We start from the raw sequence: 23,291 nt of genomic DNA, 5'->3' as shown, positions 1-23,291 counted from the left end.
GAGAAGATATGACAAAACTAATCTTTATGGGAACACCCGACTTTTCAGCAACAGTTTTGAAGGGGTTGTTATCAGATGATCGTTATGAGATTCTAGCTGTTGTGACCCAGCCAGACCGCGCTGTCGGCCGTAAAAAAGTCATCCAAGAAACCCCAGTCAAGCAGGCTGCCAAAGAAGCAGGCCTTCCTATCTACCAACCTGAAAAATTATCTGGAAGTCCAGAGATGGAAGCTATTATGAAGCTAGGAGCGGATGGAATTGTGACTGCTGCTTTTGGGCAGTTTCTTCCAAGTAAACTCCTTGATAGCATGGATTTTGCGGTCAACGTTCACGCCTCTCTTCTTCCTAAACACCGTGGTGGCGCCCCCATTCATTATGCCCTGATTCAAGGGGATGAGGAAGCTGGTGTGACCATTATGGAGATGGTCAAGGAGATGGATGCAGGGGATATGATTTCTCGTCGCAGTATTCCTATCACAGATGAGGACAATGTCGGCACCTTGTTTGAGAAATTAGCCATTGTTGGTTGTGACTTGCTTTTGGACACCCTGCCTGCCTATATTGCTGGGGAGATTAAGCCTGTGCCTCAGGACCCAAGCCAGGTCACTTTCTCGCCAAATATTAAGCCAGAAGAAGAGAAACTCGATTGGACTAAAACCAATCGCCAACTCTTCAACCAAATCCGCGGCATGAATCCATGGCCTGTTGCCCACACTTTCCTTAAAGGCGACCGCTTTAAGATTTATGAAGCTCTACCAGTAGAAGCTCAGGGAGCTCCAGGAGAGATTCTATCTATTGGAAAGAAGGAATTGATCGTCGCTACGGCAGAAGGTGCTCTATCTCTCAAGCAAGTGCAGCCAGCTGGTAAACCTAAGATGGATATCGCTTCCTTCCTCAACGGAGTGGGACGGACATTGACTGTAGGAGAACGATTTGGTGACTAAAGTAGAAACGGCTAGAAGTCTAGCTCTAGCAGTGCTAGAGGATGTTCTAGTCAACCAAGCATATTCGAATATTGCTTTAAACAAACACCTTAAGGGGAGTCAACTCTCTGCCCCAGACAAGGGGTTGGTGACAGAGATTATCTACGGAACGGTAGCCCGAAAACTCACTCTGGAGTGGTACCTATCCCACTTTATCGAAGATCGGGATAAGCTAGATAACTGGCTCTATATCCTGCTCCTTCTGAGCGCCTACCAACTTCGGTATCTGGATAAGATTCCTAATCACGCTGTTGTTAATGAAGCGGTGGAACTAGCCAAAGCCCGTAAAAAAGGCAGTGAGAAATTGGTCAACGCCGTCCTGCGTCGTATCTTACGAGAAGGCTGGCCAGATATTGACAGCATTAAGCGAAAAAATAAGCATGATTCCATTGCCTATTCTCTCCCAGTTTGGCTCGTGTCTAAACTCAAGGAAGAATACGGTGAAGAGCGAGCACAAGCCATCTTTGAAAGTCTCTTGGTACGCAACAAGGCTAGCATCCGGGTGACCAACTTGAGTCGAAAAGAGGAAATCAAAGCCTTGTTAGAGGCGACTGATTCCCCTTTGGCTGCCACTGGTCTGGTCAAGGAGCAAGGCCACTTTGCAGGACATGATTTGTTCGCAGAAGGGGCTATAACCATCCAAGACGAGTCCAGTCAACTGGTTGCTCCGACTCTTGATCTACAAGGTGATGAACAGGTCCTGGATGCCTGTGCCGCTCCGGGTGGAAAAACAGCCCATATGGCTTCTTACCTCACATCCGGTAAGGTGACAGCTTTGGACTTGTATAATCATAAGTTGGATTTGATCCAAGAAAATGCGGAGCGTTTGGGTGTGGCAGATCGGGTTCAAACACAAAAGTTGGACGCCAGAAAAGTGCATGAGTTTTTCGGTCGGGACTCTTTTGATAAGATTTTGGTAGATGCCCCCTGTTCTGGGATTGGACTTTTACGTCGCAAACCAGACATCAAATACAATAAAGAAACAGCAGATTTCACATCCTTACAGGAAATTCAGCTGGAAATATTAGGTAGTGTTTGTCAAACGCTACGAAAAGGTGGTATAATAACTTATAGTACCTGTACTATTGTCTCTGAGGAGAACTTTCAAGTCGTTGAGGCGTTTTTAGAAAGTCATCCCGAGTTCGAGCAGGTTAAACTAGAACACGAATGTAAAGATATCCTGAAAGATGGCTGCATCCTGATTACTCCTGAATTGTATGGAAGTGATGGATTTTTTATCAGCCAATTTCGTAAGATATCCGAATAGGAAGGAACTGACACAATGGAAATAGCATTATTAACAGATGTTGGTCAGAAACGGACAAATAATCAGGACTATGTCAATCACTTTGTCAACCGAGCAGGACGCACTATGATCATCTTGGCTGACGGGATGGGAGGACACCGTGCAGGAAATATCGCTAGTGAAATGGCGGTAACAGACCTCGGTGTGGCTTGGGTGGATACCCAAATTGACTCAGTCAATGAAGTTCGTGAGTGGTTTGCCCATTATCTGGAGATTGAAAATCAAAAAATTCATCAACTAGGTCAGGACGAAGCCTACAGAGGCATGGGAACAACGCTAGAAGCTGTTGCGTTTATTGACAACCAAGCCATCTATGCTCACATTGGAGATTCTCGTATCGGTTTGATTCGTGGAGAAGAATACCACCAGTTGACAAGTGACCATTCTTTGGTCAATGAATTGCTCAAGGCTGGTCAATTGACTCCAGAAGAAGCAGAAACTCACCCTCAAAAGAATATCATCACCCAGTCTATCGGACAAAAAGATGAAATCCAGCCAGATTTTGGGATGATTACACTGGGGTTAGGAGATTATCTCTTGCTCAATAGTGATGGTTTGACCAATATGATTTCGGCAAGCGAGATTTATGATATCGTAACCAGTGATATTTCCCTAGCAGACAAGGCGGCAACCCTCATTCGCTTCGCTAACAATGCAGGAGGTTTAGACAACATTACGGTTGCCCTTGTTTACATGAACGAGGAGGCAGCAGAATGATCCAAATCGGCAAGATTTTTGCCGGGCGGTATCGGATTGTCAAGCAGATTGGTCGAGGAGGCATGGCAGATGTTTACTTGGCCAAGGATTTGATCCTCGATGGGGAAGAAGTAGCAGTTAAAGTTCTTAGAACCAACTACCAAACGGACCCTATAGCTGTGGCACGTTTCCAGCGTGAAGCGAGGGCCATGGCGGATCTGGACCATCCTCATATCGTTCGGATAACAGATATTGGTGAGGAAGATGGTCAACAGTACCTAGCTATGGAATACGTAGCAGGCCTTGACCTTAAGCGTTATATCAAAGAACACTATCCTCTTTCAAATGAAGAAGCAGTTCGGATCATGGGGCAAATCCTCTTGGCGATGCGCTTAGCCCATACTCGAGGAATTGTTCACCGTGATTTGAAACCTCAAAATATCCTCTTGACACCTGACGGCACAGCTAAGGTCACGGACTTTGGGATTGCCGTAGCCTTTGCGGAGACTAGTCTGACTCAGACAAACTCAATGCTGGGTTCCGTTCATTATTTGTCACCTGAACAAGCGCGTGGTTCTAAAGCGACCTTCCAGAGTGATATCTATGCAATGGGGATTATCTTCTATGAAATGCTGACGGGACATATCCCTTATGATGGGGATAGTGCGGTGACCATTGCCCTCCAGCATTTCCAGAAGCCACTTCCGTCCGTCATTGCTGAAAACCCATCTGTCCCTCAGGCTTTAGAAAATGTTGTCATTAAGGCAACTGCTAAGAAGCTGTCAGATCGTTATCAGTCTGTTTCGGAAATGTATGTGGACTTGTCAACTAGCTTGTCTTATAATCGTCGGAATGAGCCGAAACTGGTCTTTGACGATGCGAGTAAGGCAGACACTAAGACTTTACCTAAAGTTCCACAAAGTACATTGACATCGATTCCTAAAGCTCCGGCGCAAGAAGAACGCCCTCAGCCAAAGAAACCAACTCAACCGGTGACAGAGCCAGCTCCAGCGCCAAAGCCAGCCAAGAAACGGAAGTTTAAGGCTCGCTATATGATTCTTTTGGCTAGTCTTCTATTGGTTGCAGCCTCTTTGGTCTGGATTTTGTCAAGAACACCAGCAACGATTGCTATTCCTAACGTGGCTGGACAAACTGTTGCAGAGGCTAAGGAAGCTCTGAAGAAATCCAAGTTTGAAGCCGGTGAAGAAAAGTCAGAGGCCAGCGATACCGTAGCAGAAGGACGTGTTATTCGAACGGATCCAGAAGCTGGTAGTGACCGAAAAGAAGGAACCAAGGTCAATTTGATTGTTTCTTCTGGTAAGCAATCCTTCCAATTGAGCAATTATGTCGGACGCAAGTATACGGATGTCGTGGCTGAACTCAAGGAAAAGAAGGTTCCAGAAAATCTAATTAAGATGGAAGAGGAAGAATCTAGTGAAAGTGAACCAGGAACCATCCTTAGACAGACCCCTGCTTCGGGTACGACTTATGATCTCTCGAAAGCAAACACGATTACCTTGACGGTTGCTAAGAAGGTAACTAGTGTCAGCATGCCGAACTACATCGGTTCAAGTCTCGAGTTTACAAAGAATAACTTGACTCAGATTGTCGGTGTGAAGGAAGCAAATATTGAGGTTGTAGAAGTATCGACTGCTCCTGAAGGAACGGCAGAAGGAACTGTTGTAAGTCAAACGCCAAGAGCAGGTGAAATGGTTGATCTTGCAAGTACGCGTATCAAACTTTCCATCTACAAACCAAAAACACCACCATCAACTTCATCCTCTAATCCTGCCCAACGTGGGAACCAGGGTTCCACAACCACTCCAAACCAGGGGAACCAACAAGGAAATCAACAAGGGAACACTCCTTCTAGCAGTTCATCCAATAGTGAAGGAACTCACGAAAGTTCTCGAGATTAAACGAATCTTTGTCATGATTTCATGACAAAGATTTTTTTTCACAAGATTTTGTGATAAAATATAGGAAGTAGAAAAAGGAGGAGAAAATGGACGAATCGAGAGAGTTGAATGCCGTCATTGATGTGATTATGCTAGCAGGAACCATTCTCCTGAAAAGTGGCTCAGAGATTCATCGGGTTGAGGATACGATGATCCGTATTGCCCATTCGCAGGGAATAATGGATTGCAATGTTCTTGCCATGCCCGCAGCTATTTTCTTTTCTATTGAAAACACCAATATTTCTCGGATGAAACGGGTGACCTCATCCTCTTATAACATTGAAAAAGTCTGTGATGTCAACCAAGTATCACGGGAGCTTGTCGGAGGGCAGATTGATCTCTTGACAGCCTTTAAAAAGCTGAAAGAAATCGGCAATCAAACCCTTCCTTATACCAAGTTTCAAGTGACCGTAGCAGCGACCCTCAGTGCCCCTTTCTTCTCGATTATGTTTGGGGGTAATGTCTATGACGCTTTTGGCGCAGCTATTGCGACCTTATTTGGTTTTACCTTCTCTCTCTATGTAGAGAAGTTTGTCCGCATTCCTTTTGTAACGGCCTTTGCGGGTGCCTTTGTTTTCGGATTGATTGCCCAGTTCTGGGCCCGCTATACTGGATTTCCTTCGACAGCAGACCTGATTATAGCAGGAGCCGTCATGCCCTTTGTTCCAGGGATTGCTCTGACAAATGCGGTACGGGATATCATGACTAACCATATCAACTCTGGTATGAGCAAGATGTTTGAATCCTTGCTCATTACCCTCGCTTTAGGGGCAGGCACCTCTGTCGCCCTGGTTTTGATGACATAAGATGACTCTAACAAGTATTTTGCTCCAAGCAGTGGCGAGTTTGCTCGCCATTATCACCTTTCTAATCGTACTGAATGTCCAACGATCCATGCTCTTACCTGGTGGTATTTTGGGAATGGGCGTTTGGCTCCTCTATCTCGTGCTCAAAGAACCAACCAATGTTATTGTCGCGACCTTTATCGCAGCGGTGGTTGGCTCTTGCATCAGCCAGATTTTAAGTATTGTCTATAAGACACCAGCGGTGGTCTTTGTCTTAGCGATTCTTGCCCCCTTGGTGCCGGGTTATTTATCCTATCGAACGACAGCTTTCTTTGTGACAGGCGATTACAGCCATGCTATTGCCAGCGCGACTTTGGTAGTTATGTTAGCTCTGGTCATTTCTATCGGAATGGCAAGTGGAACAGTGATTCTGAAGCTTTATTACTATATCCGAAAGCAGCGAGGAATCTCTTCCTAATGCAGTCAAAGCAAAGACTTGATTTGGTGAATCAAGTCTTTTTTCTCTCTTTTGTCCCTATTTATGATAAAATAGAATGAAACGATTTTTTACAATGAATGAAAAAACAGAGGTAAATATGACAATCGGTATTGATAAGATTGGTTTTGCGACCAGTCAATATGTCTTGAAATTACAAGACTTAGCAGAAGCAAGGGGAGTTGATCCCGAAAAATTTAGCAAGGGACTCTTGTTAAATGAAATTAGTATTGCGCCACTGACTGAAGACATTGTTACCTTGGCAGCTAGTGCAAGCAACTCTATTTTAACAGACAAAGAAAAAGAAGAAATCGACATGGTCATCGTGGCGACCGAGTCAGGGATTGACCAGAGTAAGGCAGCGGCAGTCTTTGTTCATGGCCTATTAGGTATTCAGCCTTTTGCCCGCAGTTTTGAAATCAAAGAAGCTTGTTACGGAGCGACAGCTGCCCTCCATTATGCTAAATTGCATGTAGAAAATTCTCCAGAGTCTAAGGCTTTGGTCATTGCCAGTGATATTGCCAAGTATGGTGTGGGGACTCCAGGTGAACCAACTCAGGGTGCTGGAAGTGTAGCGATGCTAATCACTCAAAATCCGCGCATCATGGCCTTTAACAATGATAACGTTGCCCAAACGCGAGACATCATGGATTTCTGGCGTCCGAACTATTCAAGCACTCCTTATGTAAACGGCATGTACTCGACCCAACAGTATCTTGATTGCCTGACAACGACTTGGGATGAATACAAGAAACGCTATGATTGGACTATGGATGACTTTGCGGCTATCTGCTTCCACTTGCCTTATCCTAAGTTGGCCCTAAAAGGCTTGCGCAAGATGATGGACAAAACTTTGTCTAAAGAAAAACAGGATAGTTTGCAAGAGAACTTTGATAAGTCCATTCTCTACAGTCAGATGATTGGGAATATCTACACAGGTTCCCTTTTCCTTGGTCTCCTTTCTCTTTTGGAAAATGCAGAGACTTTGAAGGCTGGAGATAAAATTGCCCTCTACAGTTACGGAAGTGGAGCTGTTTCAGAGTTCTTTAGTGGTGAATTGGTAGAAGGTTATGAAACTTACCTTGATAAGAATCGTTTGAGCAAACTCAAACAACGTACAGCATTGTCTGTTGCAGACTATGAAAAAGTCTTCTTCGAAGACTTGCAGTTGGATGAGTCTGGCTCAGCTCAATTTGTAGGTTATGAACATCAAGACTATGCCTTGGTTGAAATTGTCGACCACCAACGCCGTTATAGCAAGGTTGAAAAATAATGAAGTTAAGTTGGAATGGATTTTCTAAAAAATCATACCATGAGCGCCTTGAGTTGCTGAAAGCTCAGGCGCTCCTTAGTCCTGAAAAGCACACGAGTCTCGAGCAGGATGAACAAGTCAGCTTGGCAGTTGCAGACCAGCTGAGTGAGAATGTGGTAGGAACTTTTTCTCTGCCTTATTCTATCATTCCAGAGCTTGTGGTGAATGGCCAGGACTACACAGTTCCCTATGTGACAGAAGAACCCTCAGTGGTTGCTGCGGCCAGCTATGCCAGCAAAATCATCAAGCGAGCAGGTGGCTTTACTGCTCAAGTACGTGAGCGCCAGATGATTGGGCAGGTAGCCCTTTATCAAGTTGCTGAACCTGAACAAGCGCAAGAGAAGATTGCCAGCAAGAAAGCCGAACTCTTGGAACTTGCCAATCAAGCCTATCCTTCTATCGTTAAACGTGGTGGTGGGGCGCGTGATTTGCATGTAGAACAGATCAAAGGTGAAACAGACTTTCTCGTTGTCTATCTCCATGTCGATACCCAGGAAGCCATGGGAGCCAATATGCTCAATACCATGCTGGAAGCCTTGAAGCCAGTCTTAGAAGAACTCAGTCAGGGACAGAGCCTTATGGGAATTTTGTCCAACTACGCGACCGATTCTCTGGTGACTTCAAGCTGTCGTATCGCCTTTCGCTACTTGAGCCCTCAAAGGGATCAAGGACGAGAAATTGCGGAGAAAATAGCCTTGGCTAGCCAGTTTGCGCAGGCTGATCCCTACCGAGCAGCGACTCACAATAAAGGGATTTTTAATGGTATTGATGCGATTTTGATTGCCACTGGTAATGACTGGCGTGCCATCGAAGCTGGGGCCCATACCTTTGCAAGTCGGGACGGACACTATCAAGGTCTCAGTCGATGGAGTCTAGATAGGGACACAGAAGAATTGGTCGGTGAGATGACACTACCTATGCCCGTAGCGACCAAGGGTGGCTCTATCGGACTCAACCCTCGTGTAGCCCTCAGTCATGAACTACTAGGAAATCCTTCAGCCAAGGAATTAGCTCAGATTATCGTGTCCATCGGTCTTGCCCAAAACTTTGCGGCCCTGAAAGCCTTGGTCAGTACGGGCATCCAGCAAGGTCACATGAAACTACAGGCCAAATCGCTAGCTCTCCTAGCTGGTGCTAGTGAGTCTGAAGTTGCTCCCCTAGTTGAGCGCCTCATAGCAGATAGAACCTTTAACTTAGAGACAGCCCAGCGCTATCTGGAAAATTTACGATCATAAAAAACTCAGACGAATCGGTCTGAGTTTTCTTGTGTTTAAATACTTTTCCCTGGTAATAATGTAACCGGTAAGAAGTAACCGGTTGTTGCGACTTCCTTGCCTTCAATCTTCTGTAAGAGGAGATCAACAGTGAGTTGGGCAATCTCTTTCATAGGCTGCTTAATCGTTGTCAAGTGAGGATAGTAGTTCTCGATAAAGTAGGTACCATCATAGCCGATGACCTTGAGCTCCTCAGGAACAGAAATTCCCAGTTCTTGAGCAATTTTAATGACCAGAATAGCTGTCAAATCATCCGAAGCAAAAATCGCATCTGGTTTTTGTTTGGTCAAGATATTCTTGATTTCCATTTCTTTTCTGACGGGAGAGAAGTCACTCGAAACATTGATAATGGGCGCTTTTGGGAGAATAGAGGCAAAGCCAGCGTGGCGCAGTCCAGTCGGTGAGTTCGAGTTGTCATTTCCTGTAATCATGATGATAGACTGTGCTCCTGTCTTGACTAAGGTTTGGGCGGCGAGAACCCCGCCACCGTAGTTGTCAGAGGAGACGACAGGGATGTCAGGTGATAGATTTCGGTCAAAGGAAATGATTGGGGCTGTCACACGATTGTAGTCTTCGATTCCCAAGTTGTGACTCCCAGAAATGATACCGTCTACCTGGTTGGCCTCCAGCATTTCAATGTACTCCCGTTCTTTTTCGGAGTCATGTTCGCTGTTACAGATGATGGTCTTGTAGCCATTCTTGAAGAGTTGGTGTTCCAACTTGTCAATCAACTCCGCATAAAAGACATGACTGATGTTTGGGAAAATGAGTCCAATCAACTTGGCAGACTTTCCTTGGAGACTGCGAGCCAGATTGTTGGGCTTGTAGCCCAATTCTCGCATGGCTTCATTGACCTTTTGAATAGTTTTTTCAGATAGATAACCCTTTTTATTGATGACCCGTGAGACGGTAGTAGGGCTGACGCCTGCAAGTTTTGCGACATCAGTTAGTTTTGCGACCATAATCTAATTCATAGTAAGTTCCAGTTGGGTTTCCAGACTTGATGAGGATACCATTTTGGTCCGCATGTGGGAAGACACGACCAGAAAATACTTTTTCTCCTTTATTGATGAAAATTTCAAAGACTGACTTGTCGATGAAGATAGTGGCAGTAGTAGTTTGGTTATCGATAGGGCAAGAACGAGTTGTCCCAAATTCTTGGGCGTACTGTTCACCAGCCAGACTACGATCCACTGTGACTTGACCATTTACAAGGTCAAAGTTGATTGAAAGCCCCTTGCCTTCTTTGTCAGCGAGCAAGACAATTTCGCTTTGGCTATTGGCCTCCAAGTTGAGCTCCAGTTCATAGGTGTTTTTGGTTTGAGTACGATTTGAGAAGACCTCTTCAGAAGAACGAAGTTCTTTGACGGCTGAGACAGGATATTGGTAGAGTTTGCCATCTTTGATAGTGAGTTCTTTGACCAATGAGAAGGTTCCTTGGTGGTCAAAACGATCAGATGGATAGGAAACATCTGGCAGTCCAAGCCAACTTACTGCTAGTGCACGCCCATCCGGAGCGTTGAAGGCTTGAGTTGCATAGGCTTCAAAACCATAGTCTAGATTTTGCAATGGAGACACATCTATCATTTTAGCATTCTCAGGATCAAAGGATGCTCCGATTTTGTACATATTTGGATAGATATTGTCGTAGTCTAGAACAGCTTTATCCAATCCTTGTGGACAGTAGAGAAGGACAGGGTGCTCGCCTACAAATACCAGATTTGGACATTCCATCATATAGGCAGTACGGTCGTTAGCAAAGTCAAGGTCGCCAACTGTTTGCCAGTTTGTGTAATCATTGTTCACAGCCTTGTAGAGACGGACGAAGCCTTTTTTCTCCAAGTCCTGTCCACCGACGATAGCATAATATTGTCCCTTAAAGTTAAAAATTTGCGGATCGCGGAAGTGGTCAGTAGCGTCTGCGGGCTGGTCAATCAAGACTTTGTCAATCTTTTCAATCTTCCCAGTCTTGTCCATTAAGGCGCCAATTTGGTAGGGGTGACGGATCCAATTTTCATCACGGACATTTCCAGTATAAAATAGGAACAACTGATCGCCAAACTGCATGGCAGAACCAGAGTAGGCACCGTGGCTATCTAATGGAGTATCTGGCAAAACTTTGACTCCAGTTTCTGTAAAGTGCACTAAATCATCACTTTCAAGCTGCACCCAAGACTTCAGCCCATGGGCTGCACCAAAGGGGAAGTTCTGGTAAAAGAGAATCCATTTGCCATCAAAATAAGAAAAGCCATTCGGGTCATTGAGAAGCCCCATTTTAGGCTCGACATGGTAACGAGTATGCCAAGGAGATTGTGCCATATTTTCCTTAATTTGCTTGATTTCATCATTAGACCAGTCTTCATAGCGTCTATAACGGCGCTCGGTTGTCCATTCCATTTTATCTTTCCTCCATAAGTTCTATTCTATAATAATAGTAAACGTTTTCGGGAAAAAAAGCAAGTCTTTTATGTCAAAAAAGAGAAAAATATGTCAAACGTTCGTTATAAATTAAGTAAAGGAAATCTGGCAAATTTTCACGAAAAAATGAAAGAAAATGTAAACAAAAGCCTTAGTTCTTCAAATATAAAGATATTTTTTTGAGAAAAAAGAGAATATCCCTCAAAAACGAGCAAAAATAATCAGAGAAAAAAGAAAGGGAATAAAAATTTCTGCAAAACGCTTGACATATTTTAGAAACGTGATAAAATAATAGTCGTAGGGCGAATAAAATCGCTTTCAAACAATAACAAAAATTTTATAAGGAGATTTTTGCAAATGAACAATCAGGATATTGCAAAAAAGGTCATCGAAGCCTTGGGTGGACGTGAAAATGTCAACAGTGTAGCCCACTGCGCGACTCGTCTACGTGTTATGGTCAAAGATGAAGGGAAAATCAATAAGGAAGTGATTGAGAACTTGGATAAAGTTCAAGGAGCTTTCTTTAACTCAGGTCAATACCAAATCATCTTTGGTACTGGAACAGTAAATAAGATGTACGACGAAGTCGTTGCACTTGGTTTGCCAACATCTTCTAAAGAAGATATGAAAGCAGAAGCTGCTAAACAAGGAAACTGGTTCCAACGTGCTATCCGTACTTTCGGTGACGTCTTCGTGCCAATCATTCCAGTTATCGTAGCGACTGGTCTCTTCATGGGTGTTCGTGGTCTCTTGAACGCTCTTGGAATGACACTTCCAGAAGATGTTACCATTTACAGCCAAATCCTCACAGATACAGCCTTCATCATCTTGCCAGGTTTGGTGGTATGGTCTACCTTCCGCGTATTTGGTGGTAACCCAGCTGTTGGTATCGTCCTCGGTATGATGCTGGTTTCTGGCTCACTTCCAAACGCTTGGGCAGTAGCATCAGGTGGTGAAGTAACAGCTATGAACTTCTTTGGCTTCATTCCTGTTGTTGGTTTGCAAGGTTCTGTTCTTCCAGCCTTCATCATCGGGGTGGTCGGAGCTAAGTTTGAGAAGGCTCTTCGCAAAGTAGTTCCAGATGTCTTGGATCTTTTGGTGACACCATTCGTGACACTTTTGGTCATGTCTATCCTTGGACTCTTTGTCATCGGACCAGTCTTCCATGTTGTTGAAAATTACATCCTTCTTGGAACAAAAGCTATCCTTGGCTTGCCATTTGGTCTAGGTGGTTTGGTCATCGGTGGGGTTCACCAATTGATCGTCGTATCAGGTGTACACCATATCTTTAACTTGCTTGAAGTGCAATTGCTTGCTGCTGACCATGTGAACCCATTTAACGCTATCATCACTGCAGCGATGACAGCTCAAGGGGCTGCAACTGTTGCCGTTGGTGTTAAAACTAAAAATCCTAAACTGAAAACACTTGCTTTCCCAGCTGCTCTTTCTGCCTTCCTCGGTATTACAGAGCCTGCTATCTTCGGGGTTAACTTGCGCTTCCGTAAACCATTCTTCCTTTCATTGATCGCTGGTGCTATCGGTGGTGGATTGGCTTCTATCCTTGGACTTGCTGGTACTGGTAATGGTATCACCATCATCCCTGGTACAATGCTTTATGTTGGTAATGGTCAATTGCTTCAATACCTTCTTATGGTAGCTGTATCATTCGTCCTTGGTTTTGCTCTTACTTACATGTTTGGTTATGAGGATGAAAAAGAAGTTGCAACTGAAGTAGCGACAGAACGTTTGGTTCAAGAAGAAACAACTGGCGACCTTCCAGTAGCTCGTCAAGATGAAACGATCTTAACTCCAGTTGAGGGGGAAGTAGTTGCCCTTAGCGATGTAAATGATCCAGTTTTCTCTAGCGGTGCTATGGGGCAAGGAATTGCTGTAAAACCAAGCCAAGGTGTGGTGTATGCTCCTGCTGATGCCGAAGTAACGATTGCTTTTGCGACAGGACATGCTTATGGTTTGAAAACTGCAAACGGAGCTGAGCTCTTGATCCACGTGGGGATCGATACAGTCACTATGAACGGTGAAGGATTTGACCAAAAAGTTGCTCAAGGCGACAAGGTTAAAGCTGGAGATGTTCTTGGAACCTTTGATTCAAGTAAGATTGCAGCAGCAGGACTTGATGATACGACTATGATCATCGTAACTAACACTGCTGATTATACTTCCGTAACTCCGGCCGCATCTGGAACAGTTACTAAGGGAGATGCAGCAATCGAAGTCAAAGCTTAATTTCTGACGAACTAGAAATGAAAACGAACAAATGTGATGTTTGTTCGTTTTTGCTTGAATGATATGATTTACAGAGGAAAATCTAAAATCTAGAGTCATTTCTATCTAGAAATTATGCTATAATAAAAGAAATAATTAAAAGAGGTTTATCATGACAAAATTATATGGAAGCTTAGAAGCGGGCGGTACAAAGTTTGTCTGTGCTGTCGGAGATGAAAATTTTAACATTGTAGAAAAGACACAGTTTCCTACAACAACTCCTATCGAGACTATCGATAAAACCATTGAGTTCTTTTCAAAATTTGACAATCTTGCAGGTCTTGCCATCGGTTCTTTCGGTCCAATTGATATCGATAAAAACTCAAAAACCTATGGCTTTATCACAACGACTCCAAAACCTCACTGGGCAAATGTAGACTTGCTAGGTAGTCTCCGTCGTGCCCTAAACGTGCCGATTTATTTCACAACAGACGTAAATAGTTCTGCCTACGGTGAAGTCGTTGCTCGTAACAATGCTGGTGGCCGTATCGAAAACTTGGTTTACTACACAATCGGTACAGGTATCGGTGCAGGTGTCATTCAACGTGGTGAGTTTATCGGCGGTAGCGGTCACCCTGAGATGGGTCACTACTATGTGGCTAAACACCCAATGGATATTGAAAAAGAATTCAACGGTGTTTGTCCTTTCCACAAGGGATGTTTGGAAGGTTTTGCGGCTGGTCCAAGTCTGGAAGCTCGTACAGGTATTCGTGGTGAAAACATTGAACTGAACAGCTCTGTCTGGGATGTTCAAGCCTACTATATCGCTCAGGCTGCGGTCAATGCTACCGTGACGTTCCGTCCAGACGTCATCGTCTTTGGTGGTGGCGTTATGGCCCAACAACACATGCTGGACCGTGTGCGTGAGAAATTCACAGCTCTCCTCAACGGCTACCTACCAGTACCAGACGTGCGTGACTATATCGTGACTCCAGCAGTCGCAGGGAATGGTTCTGCCACACTTGGGAACTTTGTCCTTGCTAAGAGTGTCGCAAAATAAAACAAAGAAAATATCCGCTTGGGAAACCAAACGGATGTTTTGTTTGACGAAAATGTTTTTGAGCCTTTCCTTAAGTGATGACGGACGGTAGCGACTTTCTTCGAAATTCCATACCTAAACTTTGAGCCTAATGTCTCAAAGTTTCCCAACACCTGAAACCATTAAATTTCAGGTGTTTTTATCACGGCGGAAAGGCTAGGTACGTCCTCGATTCACTATCAAAAAATAGGCATGATTTCCATACCAAAGTATATTTAGTATCAGGCTATAGTCTATCTATGATCTAAAAATCCGTTTGATTTCCCAAACGGATTTTTCTATTCTCAAAACATCTGCCAGAAGAAATCAATAATATAAGTCAAACCATAAGTATAAACCACTAGGGTAAAGGGCTTGGTCAAAACAATGATAATCATATAGCGTTTGAAGGTCATCTTGGTCAGGGCAGCCAGCATACAGAGAAAGTCAGCTGGGCTAACTGGCCAGATCATCATAAAGATAAAGAACCGCTCGAAACGATTGCCCTTATCTAGCCAACCGATGTACTTGTCATAGGTGCGCTTGCTGACGACGGACTGGACAAAGGCAGCCCCATAGAGACGGACGAGGTAAAAGATAATGGCACAGCCAATCACGATGCCGATATAGTTATAGATAGTTCCGATGATGTGGCCGTAAATAAAGACCCCAGCCACCGAGGTCAATGCTCCAGGAATGATCGGAACGACGGTTTGTAGGATCTGTAAAAAGATAAAGAGTGGTGGCCCCCAAACCCCAGCTTGCTGGATAAAGGCCGATAGGGTTTCCTTGGACTGTAACACTCCTGCCTGATAGGCCCAAATACAGAAAATCAAGGTGCCGACTCCCCCGACGATAGATGAAATATTGATGACTTGCTGTAGAAGGGGAGAAACAGCTTTCATTTGCTTATCCTGTGACATGTAAACTCCTCATAGATAGTATGATTCTACTATACCATATTTCATGGAGAAAAACTATCTGGATTATCTGACTGGTGAAATAAGTGTGGTAAAATGAGAATAAGAAAATGATGGTATAGAATAAGGGGTATCATGTTAGGTTTAAACTTTAAAGGAAGCTGGCGCCAATATCAAAAACAGGTCTTGGATCGTTTTCAGGACTATCAAGCAGACGGTCATGTTCATCTAGTGGCAGCTCCAGGGTCTGGAAAGACAACCATTGGTATCGAGCTAATCGCTCGTTTTGGCAACCCAGCCCTCATCTTAGTTCCAACTGTCACTATTCGTGAACAATGGGTAGATAGGATTCAAACTGCTTTTCTAGGGGAGGGTCAGAGACTTTCAGATCTCGTTTCCCAAAACTTAAAGGAGATGAAGGCATTAACGATTGTGACCTATCAGGCTTTTCATAGTGCCATGAACCAATTGCAATCACAAGAAGATGGAGAAGCAGAGGATTTTGTGGGGTTTGATTTGCTTGCAAGCCTAAGAGCTCAGAAAGTTGCGACTCTTTGCTTGGACGAATGCCACCACCTGCGCAATGAATGGTGGAAAAGTCTGGAAGCCTTTCGCAAACAGTATGAACCGCTGCAAGTCATCTCCCTGACAGCGACACCACCATATGACAGCGAGCCAGAACTCTGGGAACGCTATATCCGAATGTGCGGGGAGATCGATCAAGAAATCACGGTACCTGAACTAGTCAAGGAAGACACTCTTTGCCCTCATCAGGATTTTGTCTATATGTGTTCACCAACAGCTGAAGAGGCGGAACGTCTCAAACGGTTTGAGGAGACTAAGCGGGACTATATTCATCACCTTATAGTCAATCCTGATTTTCAAACATTTGTAACAGGGTCTAAGGTACTCAAAGGAAACATTTCATCCGATGTTCTACTAGAAGACCCCAAGTACTTGTCTGCTATGTTGATTTATATGCATTCTCAGGGGTTAACGATTCCTCCCTCTTTACAAAATTTACTGGGAACCCAGAAGCTTCCAGCATTGACCTCCTACTGGCTGGAGACGCTGTTGCAGAGTATACTCTATCAGACACCAGATTGGTATGAGGAACCAGATGGATATAGGAAAAAGTTAGAGGCTGACTTGAAGGCGCGTGGGTTGGTGGAAAAACGTCAGGTTTATCTAGTTAAGTCCAAGGCTTCCGATCAGCTTTTAACCCAATCTCTGGGGAAGTTGTCTGCCATTGCCGATATCTTCTGGGCAGAGTATGAGAGTCTAGGTCAGGAACTGAGACAGTTAATACTAGCTGACTATATTCGCAAGGATTTTGCCGCCTATCTGGGAGATGATCAGGCAACCATTTCTCAGTTGGGGGTTCTCCCTTATTTTGAAAGCATTCGTCGAAAAGCTCAGGAGCAAGAGATCCCTGTATCTTTGGCTGTCTTGTCAGGTAGTGTCGTTATTTTGCCTACCGATGTGGCAGCAGAGTTGAAGGAACTCTTGCCTCAGGTTCCTCTTAGTTTCTCATCTATTGGTCAGTTAGACCAAGAGGATTATGTGCTGGTGGGATTCCCTAGTACGGCTAAGGGTATTGTAGGGGCGGTGACGGAGCTTTTTCAACGAGGGCGGATTCAAGTCCTAGTCGGAACCAAATCTCTCCTCGGAGAGGGTTGGGATGCTCCTTGTGTTAATTCCCTAATCCTCGGAAGCTTTGTGGGGAGCTTTATGCTGAGTAACCAGATGCGCGGGCGTGCCATTCGTATCTGGCCGGGGCATCCAGAAAAGACCAGCAACATCTGGCATCTGGTAGCCGTTCAAGCGCAAGCACTTATCACTCTTCCTGGTGAGGAGCCTAGACCAGAGAGCAATCAGGATCTGCAGACCTTGTCGCGACGGATGGAGCATTTTCTTGGACTGGCCTATAATCAGGAGAGTATTGAGACCGGTTTGGATCGTTTGGATTTTCCAAAGCCCCCTTTTAAGAAAAAGCAAATCAGAGAGTATAACGAACGGATTAAGATGTTATCCAAGGATCGAGCAGGCTTGAGACAAAAATGGCAAGATGCTCTTGTCGTAGCGGATCAGTTCGAGATAGTTACAGAAGTCGCAACTCAAAAACAGAAAATCCCAGTCATTCTCTTGCTTGATGCATTAAAATGGGTTCGCATGTTATTGCTCTTGTTGGCAGTAGATTTGTTGGTCTTGCTATTTAGATTGAGATTGATCGGTGTTTGGTGGCTTACAGCAGCCTGTCTCCTCTTTTTGGTCTTTGCATCTTGGCGCTACCTCCGCTATAAGAGTCCCTATAAACGCTTGCAGTCTCTGGGTGAGCAGATCCGAAAGGCTCTGCTAGATTCGGGGCATCTAACGGATGATCAATCCCGTGTTCAGGTAGAGGAGAATAAGGAAAATTACATGGTCTTTGCCTATCTCAAGGGAGGAAGCATGAGGGACAAGGAGCTGTTTGCGCAGACTGTGGGAGAGTTCTTTGCACCAGTGGACAACCAGCGCTATCTCTTGAAGGCAGAGAAAATCCGACAAGGTCAGTCACCTTACTATGTCGTGCCTAGTCTTTTTGACAAGCGCAAGGAAGAAGCACAGAAATTCCTCGACTTTCTGACGCCGACTATCGGACGTTATCATCTCGTCTACACACGAACAGAGACCGGACGGAAAACCCTTCTAGAAGCTCGTATCAAAGCTCTCTCCAATCAAAACGACCGTACCTTGACTAAGAAGAAAGTTAAAAGCCGATTGGAGTAGGGGAGGTAAAATATTACCCCTCTAGAAAATAAAAAAGCAAAGGGAGAAAATATGGCAGATACTATTCTAATTCTGGGTAATGGTTTTGATATTGCTATGGATCGAAAAACAAAGTATACCGATTTTATTGACTTTGAAAAACAATTATTCTCTAATCCAAATGAGGAGTTACTGGAGTTCCTAAAAGTTAAAAATATAAGGATTGAGAAATACAAAGATAATCTATATTTGAGATTTATTAATGAAAACGAAGAAACTCTAGGGATAAATTGGTCGAATATTGAACTCATTATTTCAAGACTTTTAGATGCTATTATATATTTTAAAAACAACAGTGATGTGTTATTTGAAAGTATTGGCTATTTTGATACTTATGAATTTGATAATGTTTTATTAGATAGAAGAAATTATATTGCAAAATATTATGTTGTTAAAGTGATTGCGGAGAATTTTGGTCAGATTGAGTTTGATAATAAACAAAAAGAGCTACTAATAGAGAAACTTGATGAGTTATTTCTTGATCAACTTGATTTACTAATTGAACTATTAGAAATCTATCTGTCTTATTTGGACTATCTTGATTTTAGTGTTCGAAATATTCAGGTAAGACCAACGGCTTTGGATGCAGTACCTCATTTATTAAGTTCTTATGTTTTAAATTTTAATTATACTAACACGTCAGCTTATTTATTTGGAACTGTTGAAGAAAGAACTCATTTCATACATGGGCGAATTGATTTAGATAGAACGTTTAATAGGATCAATACCATGGTCTTTGGAATAGAGGATAAAGAAAATGATGTCAACAGTGATTTGATTCCTTATCAGAAGTATTACCAAAGAGTTGTTAAAGAGAGTGGAAATCAATTTGAAGAATTTTTCAAACCAAAAGACAAGTATTCAAATGAGGGAGTATCTAAATCACTATCAAAAAATATCATTATTTATGGGCACTCAGTAGACCCCTTGGATAAAGAGATATTTCAAAAATGTTTTGAATTAGCAGCTCTTGGTGGGTATCCATATCGATTTATTTTTACTTATTACGATGAATTAGCTAAACGATCAATTATTAAGAATCTCGCAATCATCCTTGGGAAGGAAAAACTGATAGAGTTAACAGGTAAACGGAATGTCGTATTTGTAAAGAGTGATGATAAGGACCGTATGAACAAAGAGCTACTACCTTAATAAAGTTAAGAATAGTTTATAGCCCACTCGCTCTAGTCAGGTCGAGTGGTTTTTCTTGAAATATGATAAAATAGAAAAGATAATACATTAATTAAGGAAAGTAAAAATGGCAAGTAAAGAAAATGCAGAACGCAAGGAGCTGCATCGTAAAATTTGGGCGATTGCAGACGATGTTCGTGGAGCTGTAGACGGTTGGGATTTTAAGCAATATATCCTAGGAATCCTGTTCTATCGTTTTATTTCAGAGCACATGGCAGACTATTTTGACCGTGCGGAGCATGAGGCTGGTGATTTAGAATTCCGTTATGTTGACTTAAGTGACCAAGAAGCTGAGCAAGATTTCAAACCAGGGACAGTTGAGGATAAGGGGTTCTTTATCCTTCCAAGTCAATTATTTGAAAATGTCGTCAAGAACGCCTCGCAAAATGAAAATCTAAACGAAGACTTAGCCAATATTTTCCAAGATATTGAGAAGTCGGCGATTGGATTCAAATCAGAAGATGATATCAAAGGTTTGTTTGATAACTTGGATACCCGAAGCAACATCCTTGGTGGAACTGTTCCAGAAAAAAATAAACGCCTTTCTGACATTCTAAATGGTATCAATAGTATTAACTTTGGAAACTTTGAGGAAAATGACATTGATGCCTTTGGGGATGCCTATGAGTTCTTGATTTCCAACTATGCGAGCAATGCTGGTAAAAGTGGTGGGGAATTTTTCACTCCTCAGACAGTTTCTAAATTACTAGCTCGTTTGGTAATGGTTGGTAAGGACAAGATTAACAAAGTCTATGACCCAACATGTGGTTCAGGCTCTCTCCTTCTTCAAATGAAAAAACAATATGAAGAGCATATCCTAGAGGATGGATTCTTTGGTCAAGAAATCAACATGACCAACTATAACTTGGCTCGTATGAATATGTTCTTGCACAATATCAACTACAATAACTTTGATATTAAGCGAGGAGATACCCTTTTAAATCCTCAGCATTTGGAAGAAAAGCCTTTTGATGCTATTGTTTCTAACCCTCCTTACTCTGTCAAATGGGTGGGAGATGGAGATCCAACTCTGATAAACGATGACCGTTTCGCTCCAGCAGGGAAACTAGCTCCTAAGTCAAAAGCTGACTTTGCCTTTATCATGCACAGTCTCAACCACTTGTCTAATAAAGGTCGAGCAGCTATTGTTTGTTTCCCGGGCATTTTCTATCGTGGAGGTGCTGAAAAGACCATTCGTCAGTATCTGGTAGATAACAACTTTGTTGAAGCGGTTATTGCCCTTCCAGACAATCTCTTCTTTGGCACTTCTATTGCGACTACAATCTTAGTTCTGGCGAAGAATAAACTAGAAAACAAAACCCTCTTTATTGATGCGAGTAAAGAATTCAAAAAAGAGACCAATAATAATGTCTTGACAGATAGTAATATCGATTATATCGTTGAATTATTCACTAATTATCAAAGTGTAGACTATAAAGCAGCTCTTGTTGATAATCAAATGATTGGTTCAGAGCAGGACTATAACCTTTCTGTCTCTACCTATGTTGAACAAGAAGATACACGTGAGAAGATTGATATTGATGAGCTCAATAAAGAAATCGCTGAGACTGTTACTAAGATTGACTACTTACGTGCAGAGATAGATAAGATTGTAGAGGAGCTTAGCCATGGCAAATGATGTGATTCTCTATAGAACTGATGACGGGGAGTCCTCTATTGAACTCCACTTGGATAATGGAACAGTCTGGCTGACCCAACAAGAACTAGCTGAGCTTTTTCAGACTTCCAAGCAAAATATTAGCAAACATATCAAGGCTATCTTTGAAGATGGTGAATTATCAGAAGAGGCAACTGTCAACTATAAGTTGACAGTTCAAAATGAGGGTAATAGAAGTGTTCAGCGAAATGTCGCCTACTATAATCTCGATATGATTTTGGCGATTGGTTATCGAGTTCGTTCTCCTCGTGGAATCCAGTTTAGACACTATGCTTCGACAGTCTTGAAAGAGTATCTGATCAAAGGCTTTGCTATGGATGATGAGCGCTTGAAAAACTTGGGTGGAGGCTCTTACTTTAAAGAACTCCTGGAAAGAATCCGAGACATTCGCTCCAGTGAAAAAGTCTTTTACCGTCAGGTTTTGGATCTTTTTGCGACATCAAGTGACTACAATGCAAATTCACTAGAGGCAAAGAAATTCTTTGCGACAGTTCAAAACAAAATGCATTATGCTATTCACCACAATACTGCCAGTGAACTCATTTATAACCGTGTTGATAGTGAAAAGGAGTTTATGGGCTTGACCACTTTTAAGGGCGATCTCCCTACTCTATCTGAAGCAAAAGTTGCCAAGAACTATCTGACAGAGAAGGAGCTTCGTGGGCTTAATCAGCTTGTATCGGGATATCTAGACTTTGCTGAAAGGCAGGCAGAGCGAGAAGAAGTCATGACCATGGCTGACTGGGTGGTTCACGTAGATCGTATTCTTCAGGCTACTGGCGAAGACTTGCTGGATAATAGTGGTTCTATCTCTCGTGAACAGATGAGGCAGAAGGTAGATAAGGAATATAAGAGTTACCAAGCCAAGACCCTTAGTCAAGTTGAAAAAGATTACCTCAAAGAAATTAAAAGCATTGAAAATCTAGCCAAGGAAGGAGGTAACTGATGAACATCCTAGAAGAAATACAAAACTGTCCTGTTGAATGGAAAGAGTTGGGGGAAGTGGTTGAATTTCATAGAGGGAACGGGTTGCAAAAGAAAGACTTTGTTGATGAAGGAAAACCTGTAATACATTATGGTCAAATATATACAAAATATAAATTTTCGACAAAAACCACTGTATCTTTTACTGATGATAGTGTATTTTGTAAGTTAAGAAAAGCGAAGCCTAATGATATTATTATGGCGACGACGTCAGAAAATATAGAGGATGTAGGGAAATCCATTGTATGGGAGGGAGATGAGGAAATAGGCATCTCTGGAGATTCCTATGTTTTAACGACTAATCAGAATTCAAGGTATATCAACTATTATTTTAGAACTTTTCAATTTCAAAAGCAGAAAGAGAGAAAAGTGACAGGGACTAAAGTAATTAGAATTAATTCTAAAGATATGGAAAAATTTTTAATTCCAATCCCACCTCTAGAAATTCAAGAAAAAATCGTGCAAATACTTGACAAATTTACCAATTATGTTACAGAATTGACCTCAGAATTGACCTCAGAATTGACCTCACGTAAAAAGCAATATTCTTTTTATAGAGATAAACTGTTATCATTTGATGATGAGGTTTATCAGGTTGAGTGGAAGAAGTTGAACGAATGTCTTAAAAAAGGAAAAGGAACTAAAATTACAGCTAGTCAGATGAAATTACTTCACAAAGATGGTGCGCCAATCCGTATCTTTGCAGGAGGAAAGACTTACGCTGATGTGAACTATGGAGATATTCCCGATAAAGATATTCACACAGAAGAGGCAATTGTTGTAAAATCTCGTGGAATTATTGATTTTGAATACTGCACAGAACCATTTAGTTTTAAAAATGAATTTTGGTCATACAGTTCAGACAATGAAAATATCAACTTAAGATATATTTATCATTACTTAGTTCATAATAAAGAACATTTTCAAAACATCGCTAATAATATGCAGATGCCACAAATTTCTAGTAATGATACTGAAAAATTCAAAATTCCAGTCCCTTCCCTCGAAATTCAATCTCGCATTGTTCAAGTTCTAGACAACTTTGATACGGTTTGTAACGACTTAAACATCGGACTTCCCAAGGAGATTGAACTACGCCAAAAACAGTATGAATATTTTAGAGAAAAACTCTTGACATTCGTCGCCGAAGGCGAGTACACTGAGAGTAGAGTAGAGTAGAG

18 protein-coding genes are annotated in these 23,291 nt (G+C 42.6%); 15 read left to right on the top strand and 3 right to left on the bottom strand.

What is annotated here, in order from left to right; translation table 11 throughout:
- The first annotated feature begins 8 nt into the window (after positions 1-8).
- The 8 genes from fmt (at position 9) to SORDD15_RS05420 (ending at position 8,771) form a co-directional block, all read left to right on the top strand.
- Entirely contained in the window at positions 9-944 is a 936-nt protein-coding gene (gene fmt / locus SORDD15_RS05455) for a methionyl-tRNA formyltransferase (RefSeq protein ID WP_061415258.1), read from the top strand.
- The gene (gene rsmB, locus SORDD15_RS05450; RefSeq protein WP_061415703.1) at positions 937-2,250 is read left to right on the top strand and encodes a 16S rRNA (cytosine(967)-C(5))-methyltransferase RsmB; all 1,314 of its coding nucleotides are present in this window, start codon (positions 937-939) and stop codon (positions 2,248-2,250) included. The genes fmt and rsmB overlap by 8 nt, the downstream gene beginning before the upstream one ends.
- A 15-nt stretch (positions 2,251-2,265) precedes the next feature.
- Entirely contained in the window at positions 2,266-3,006 is a 741-nt protein-coding gene (locus tag SORDD15_RS05445; protein ID WP_061415256.1) for a Stp1/IreP family PP2C-type Ser/Thr phosphatase, read from the top strand.
- The gene (gene pknB, locus SORDD15_RS05440) at positions 3,003-4,904 is read left to right on the top strand and encodes a Stk1 family PASTA domain-containing Ser/Thr kinase (protein WP_061415254.1); all 1,902 of its coding nucleotides are present in this window, start codon (positions 3,003-3,005) and stop codon (positions 4,902-4,904) included. The genes SORDD15_RS05445 and pknB overlap by 4 nt, the downstream gene beginning before the upstream one ends.
- An 86-nt stretch (positions 4,905-4,990) precedes the next feature.
- On the top strand, positions 4,991-5,749 hold the full coding sequence (locus SORDD15_RS05435) for a threonine/serine exporter family protein (protein WP_061415249.1): 759 nt from the start codon (positions 4,991-4,993) through the stop codon (positions 5,747-5,749).
- Between the two features lies 1 nt (position 5,750).
- The gene (locus tag SORDD15_RS05430) at positions 5,751-6,206 is read left to right on the top strand and encodes a threonine/serine exporter family protein (protein WP_061415246.1); all 456 of its coding nucleotides are present in this window, start codon (positions 5,751-5,753) and stop codon (positions 6,204-6,206) included.
- A gap of 118 nt (positions 6,207-6,324) precedes the next feature.
- Complete coding sequence (locus SORDD15_RS05425; protein ID WP_061415701.1) at positions 6,325-7,497, top strand: hydroxymethylglutaryl-CoA synthase; 1,173 nt, start codon at positions 6,325-6,327, stop codon at positions 7,495-7,497.
- Positions 7,497-8,771 carry a hydroxymethylglutaryl-CoA reductase, degradative gene (locus SORDD15_RS05420; RefSeq protein WP_061415243.1) on the top strand — a complete coding sequence of 425 codons (1,275 nt, stop codon included), beginning with the start codon at positions 7,497-7,499 and terminating at the stop codon, positions 8,769-8,771. The genes SORDD15_RS05425 and SORDD15_RS05420 overlap by 1 nt, the downstream gene beginning before the upstream one ends.
- A gap of 35 nt (positions 8,772-8,806) precedes the next feature.
- Here SORDD15_RS05420 and SORDD15_RS05415 read toward each other — a convergent pair whose 3' ends face one another.
- Entirely contained in the window at positions 8,807-9,772 is a 966-nt protein-coding gene (locus SORDD15_RS05415) for a LacI family DNA-binding transcriptional regulator (RefSeq protein WP_061415241.1), read from the bottom strand.
- A complete protein-coding gene (locus SORDD15_RS05410; RefSeq protein ID WP_061415239.1) occupies positions 9,753-11,207 on the bottom strand; it encodes a sucrose-6-phosphate hydrolase in 1,455 nt (484 codons plus the stop codon). The genes SORDD15_RS05415 and SORDD15_RS05410 overlap by 20 nt, the downstream gene beginning before the upstream one ends.
- A gap of 378 nt (positions 11,208-11,585) precedes the next feature.
- Here SORDD15_RS05410 and SORDD15_RS05405 point away from each other — a divergent pair, with 378 nt between their 5' ends.
- Together SORDD15_RS05405 and scrK are read left to right on the top strand one after the other, a co-directional pair.
- The gene (locus tag SORDD15_RS05405) at positions 11,586-13,472 is read left to right on the top strand and encodes a sucrose-specific PTS transporter subunit IIBC (RefSeq protein WP_061415237.1); all 1,887 of its coding nucleotides are present in this window, start codon (positions 11,586-11,588) and stop codon (positions 13,470-13,472) included.
- A 151-nt stretch (positions 13,473-13,623) separates the two neighbouring features.
- The gene (gene scrK / locus SORDD15_RS05400) at positions 13,624-14,511 is read left to right on the top strand and encodes a fructokinase ScrK (RefSeq protein ID WP_061415235.1); all 888 of its coding nucleotides are present in this window, start codon (positions 13,624-13,626) and stop codon (positions 14,509-14,511) included.
- A gap of 323 nt (positions 14,512-14,834) precedes the next feature.
- Here the strand turns inward: scrK and SORDD15_RS05395 are convergent, their stop codons facing one another.
- A complete protein-coding gene (locus SORDD15_RS05395; RefSeq protein ID WP_000076177.1) occupies positions 14,835-15,452 on the bottom strand; it encodes a TVP38/TMEM64 family protein in 618 nt (205 codons plus the stop codon).
- Positions 15,453-15,584: 132 nt separating this feature from the next.
- Here SORDD15_RS05395 and SORDD15_RS05390 point away from each other — a divergent pair, with 132 nt between their 5' ends.
- The 5 genes from SORDD15_RS05390 (at position 15,585) to SORDD15_RS05370 (ending at position 23,289) form a co-directional block, all read left to right on the top strand.
- Positions 15,585-18,218: a DEAD/DEAH box helicase family protein gene (locus SORDD15_RS05390; protein ID WP_061415232.1), complete on the top strand. Its 2,634-nt coding sequence runs from the start codon at positions 15,585-15,587 to the stop codon at positions 18,216-18,218.
- Between the two features lie 51 nt (positions 18,219-18,269).
- On the top strand, positions 18,270-19,409 hold the full coding sequence (locus SORDD15_RS05385) for an AbiH family protein (protein WP_061415230.1): 1,140 nt from the start codon (positions 18,270-18,272) through the stop codon (positions 19,407-19,409).
- A gap of 106 nt (positions 19,410-19,515) precedes the next feature.
- Positions 19,516-21,087 (top strand): type I restriction-modification system subunit M, encoded by a 1,572-nt coding sequence (locus SORDD15_RS05380; RefSeq protein ID WP_061415228.1) that lies wholly within the window; start codon positions 19,516-19,518, stop codon positions 21,085-21,087.
- A complete protein-coding gene (locus tag SORDD15_RS05375; protein WP_061415226.1) occupies positions 21,077-22,072 on the top strand; it encodes a virulence RhuM family protein in 996 nt (331 codons plus the stop codon). Before SORDD15_RS05380 ends, SORDD15_RS05375 begins: the two co-directional genes overlap by 11 nt.
- Positions 22,072-23,289 (top strand): restriction endonuclease subunit S, encoded by a 1,218-nt coding sequence (locus SORDD15_RS05370; RefSeq protein WP_061415221.1) that lies wholly within the window; start codon positions 22,072-22,074, stop codon positions 23,287-23,289. Before SORDD15_RS05375 ends, SORDD15_RS05370 begins: the two co-directional genes overlap by 1 nt.
- Positions 23,290-23,291 lie beyond the last annotated feature (2 nt).

The sequence above is a fragment of the Streptococcus oralis genome (assembly GCF_001578935.1).
GTDB classification, from domain to species: Bacteria; Bacillota; Bacilli; order Lactobacillales; family Streptococcaceae; genus Streptococcus; species Streptococcus oralis_R.
This window is presented reverse-complemented; position numbering and strand designations above follow the sequence as displayed.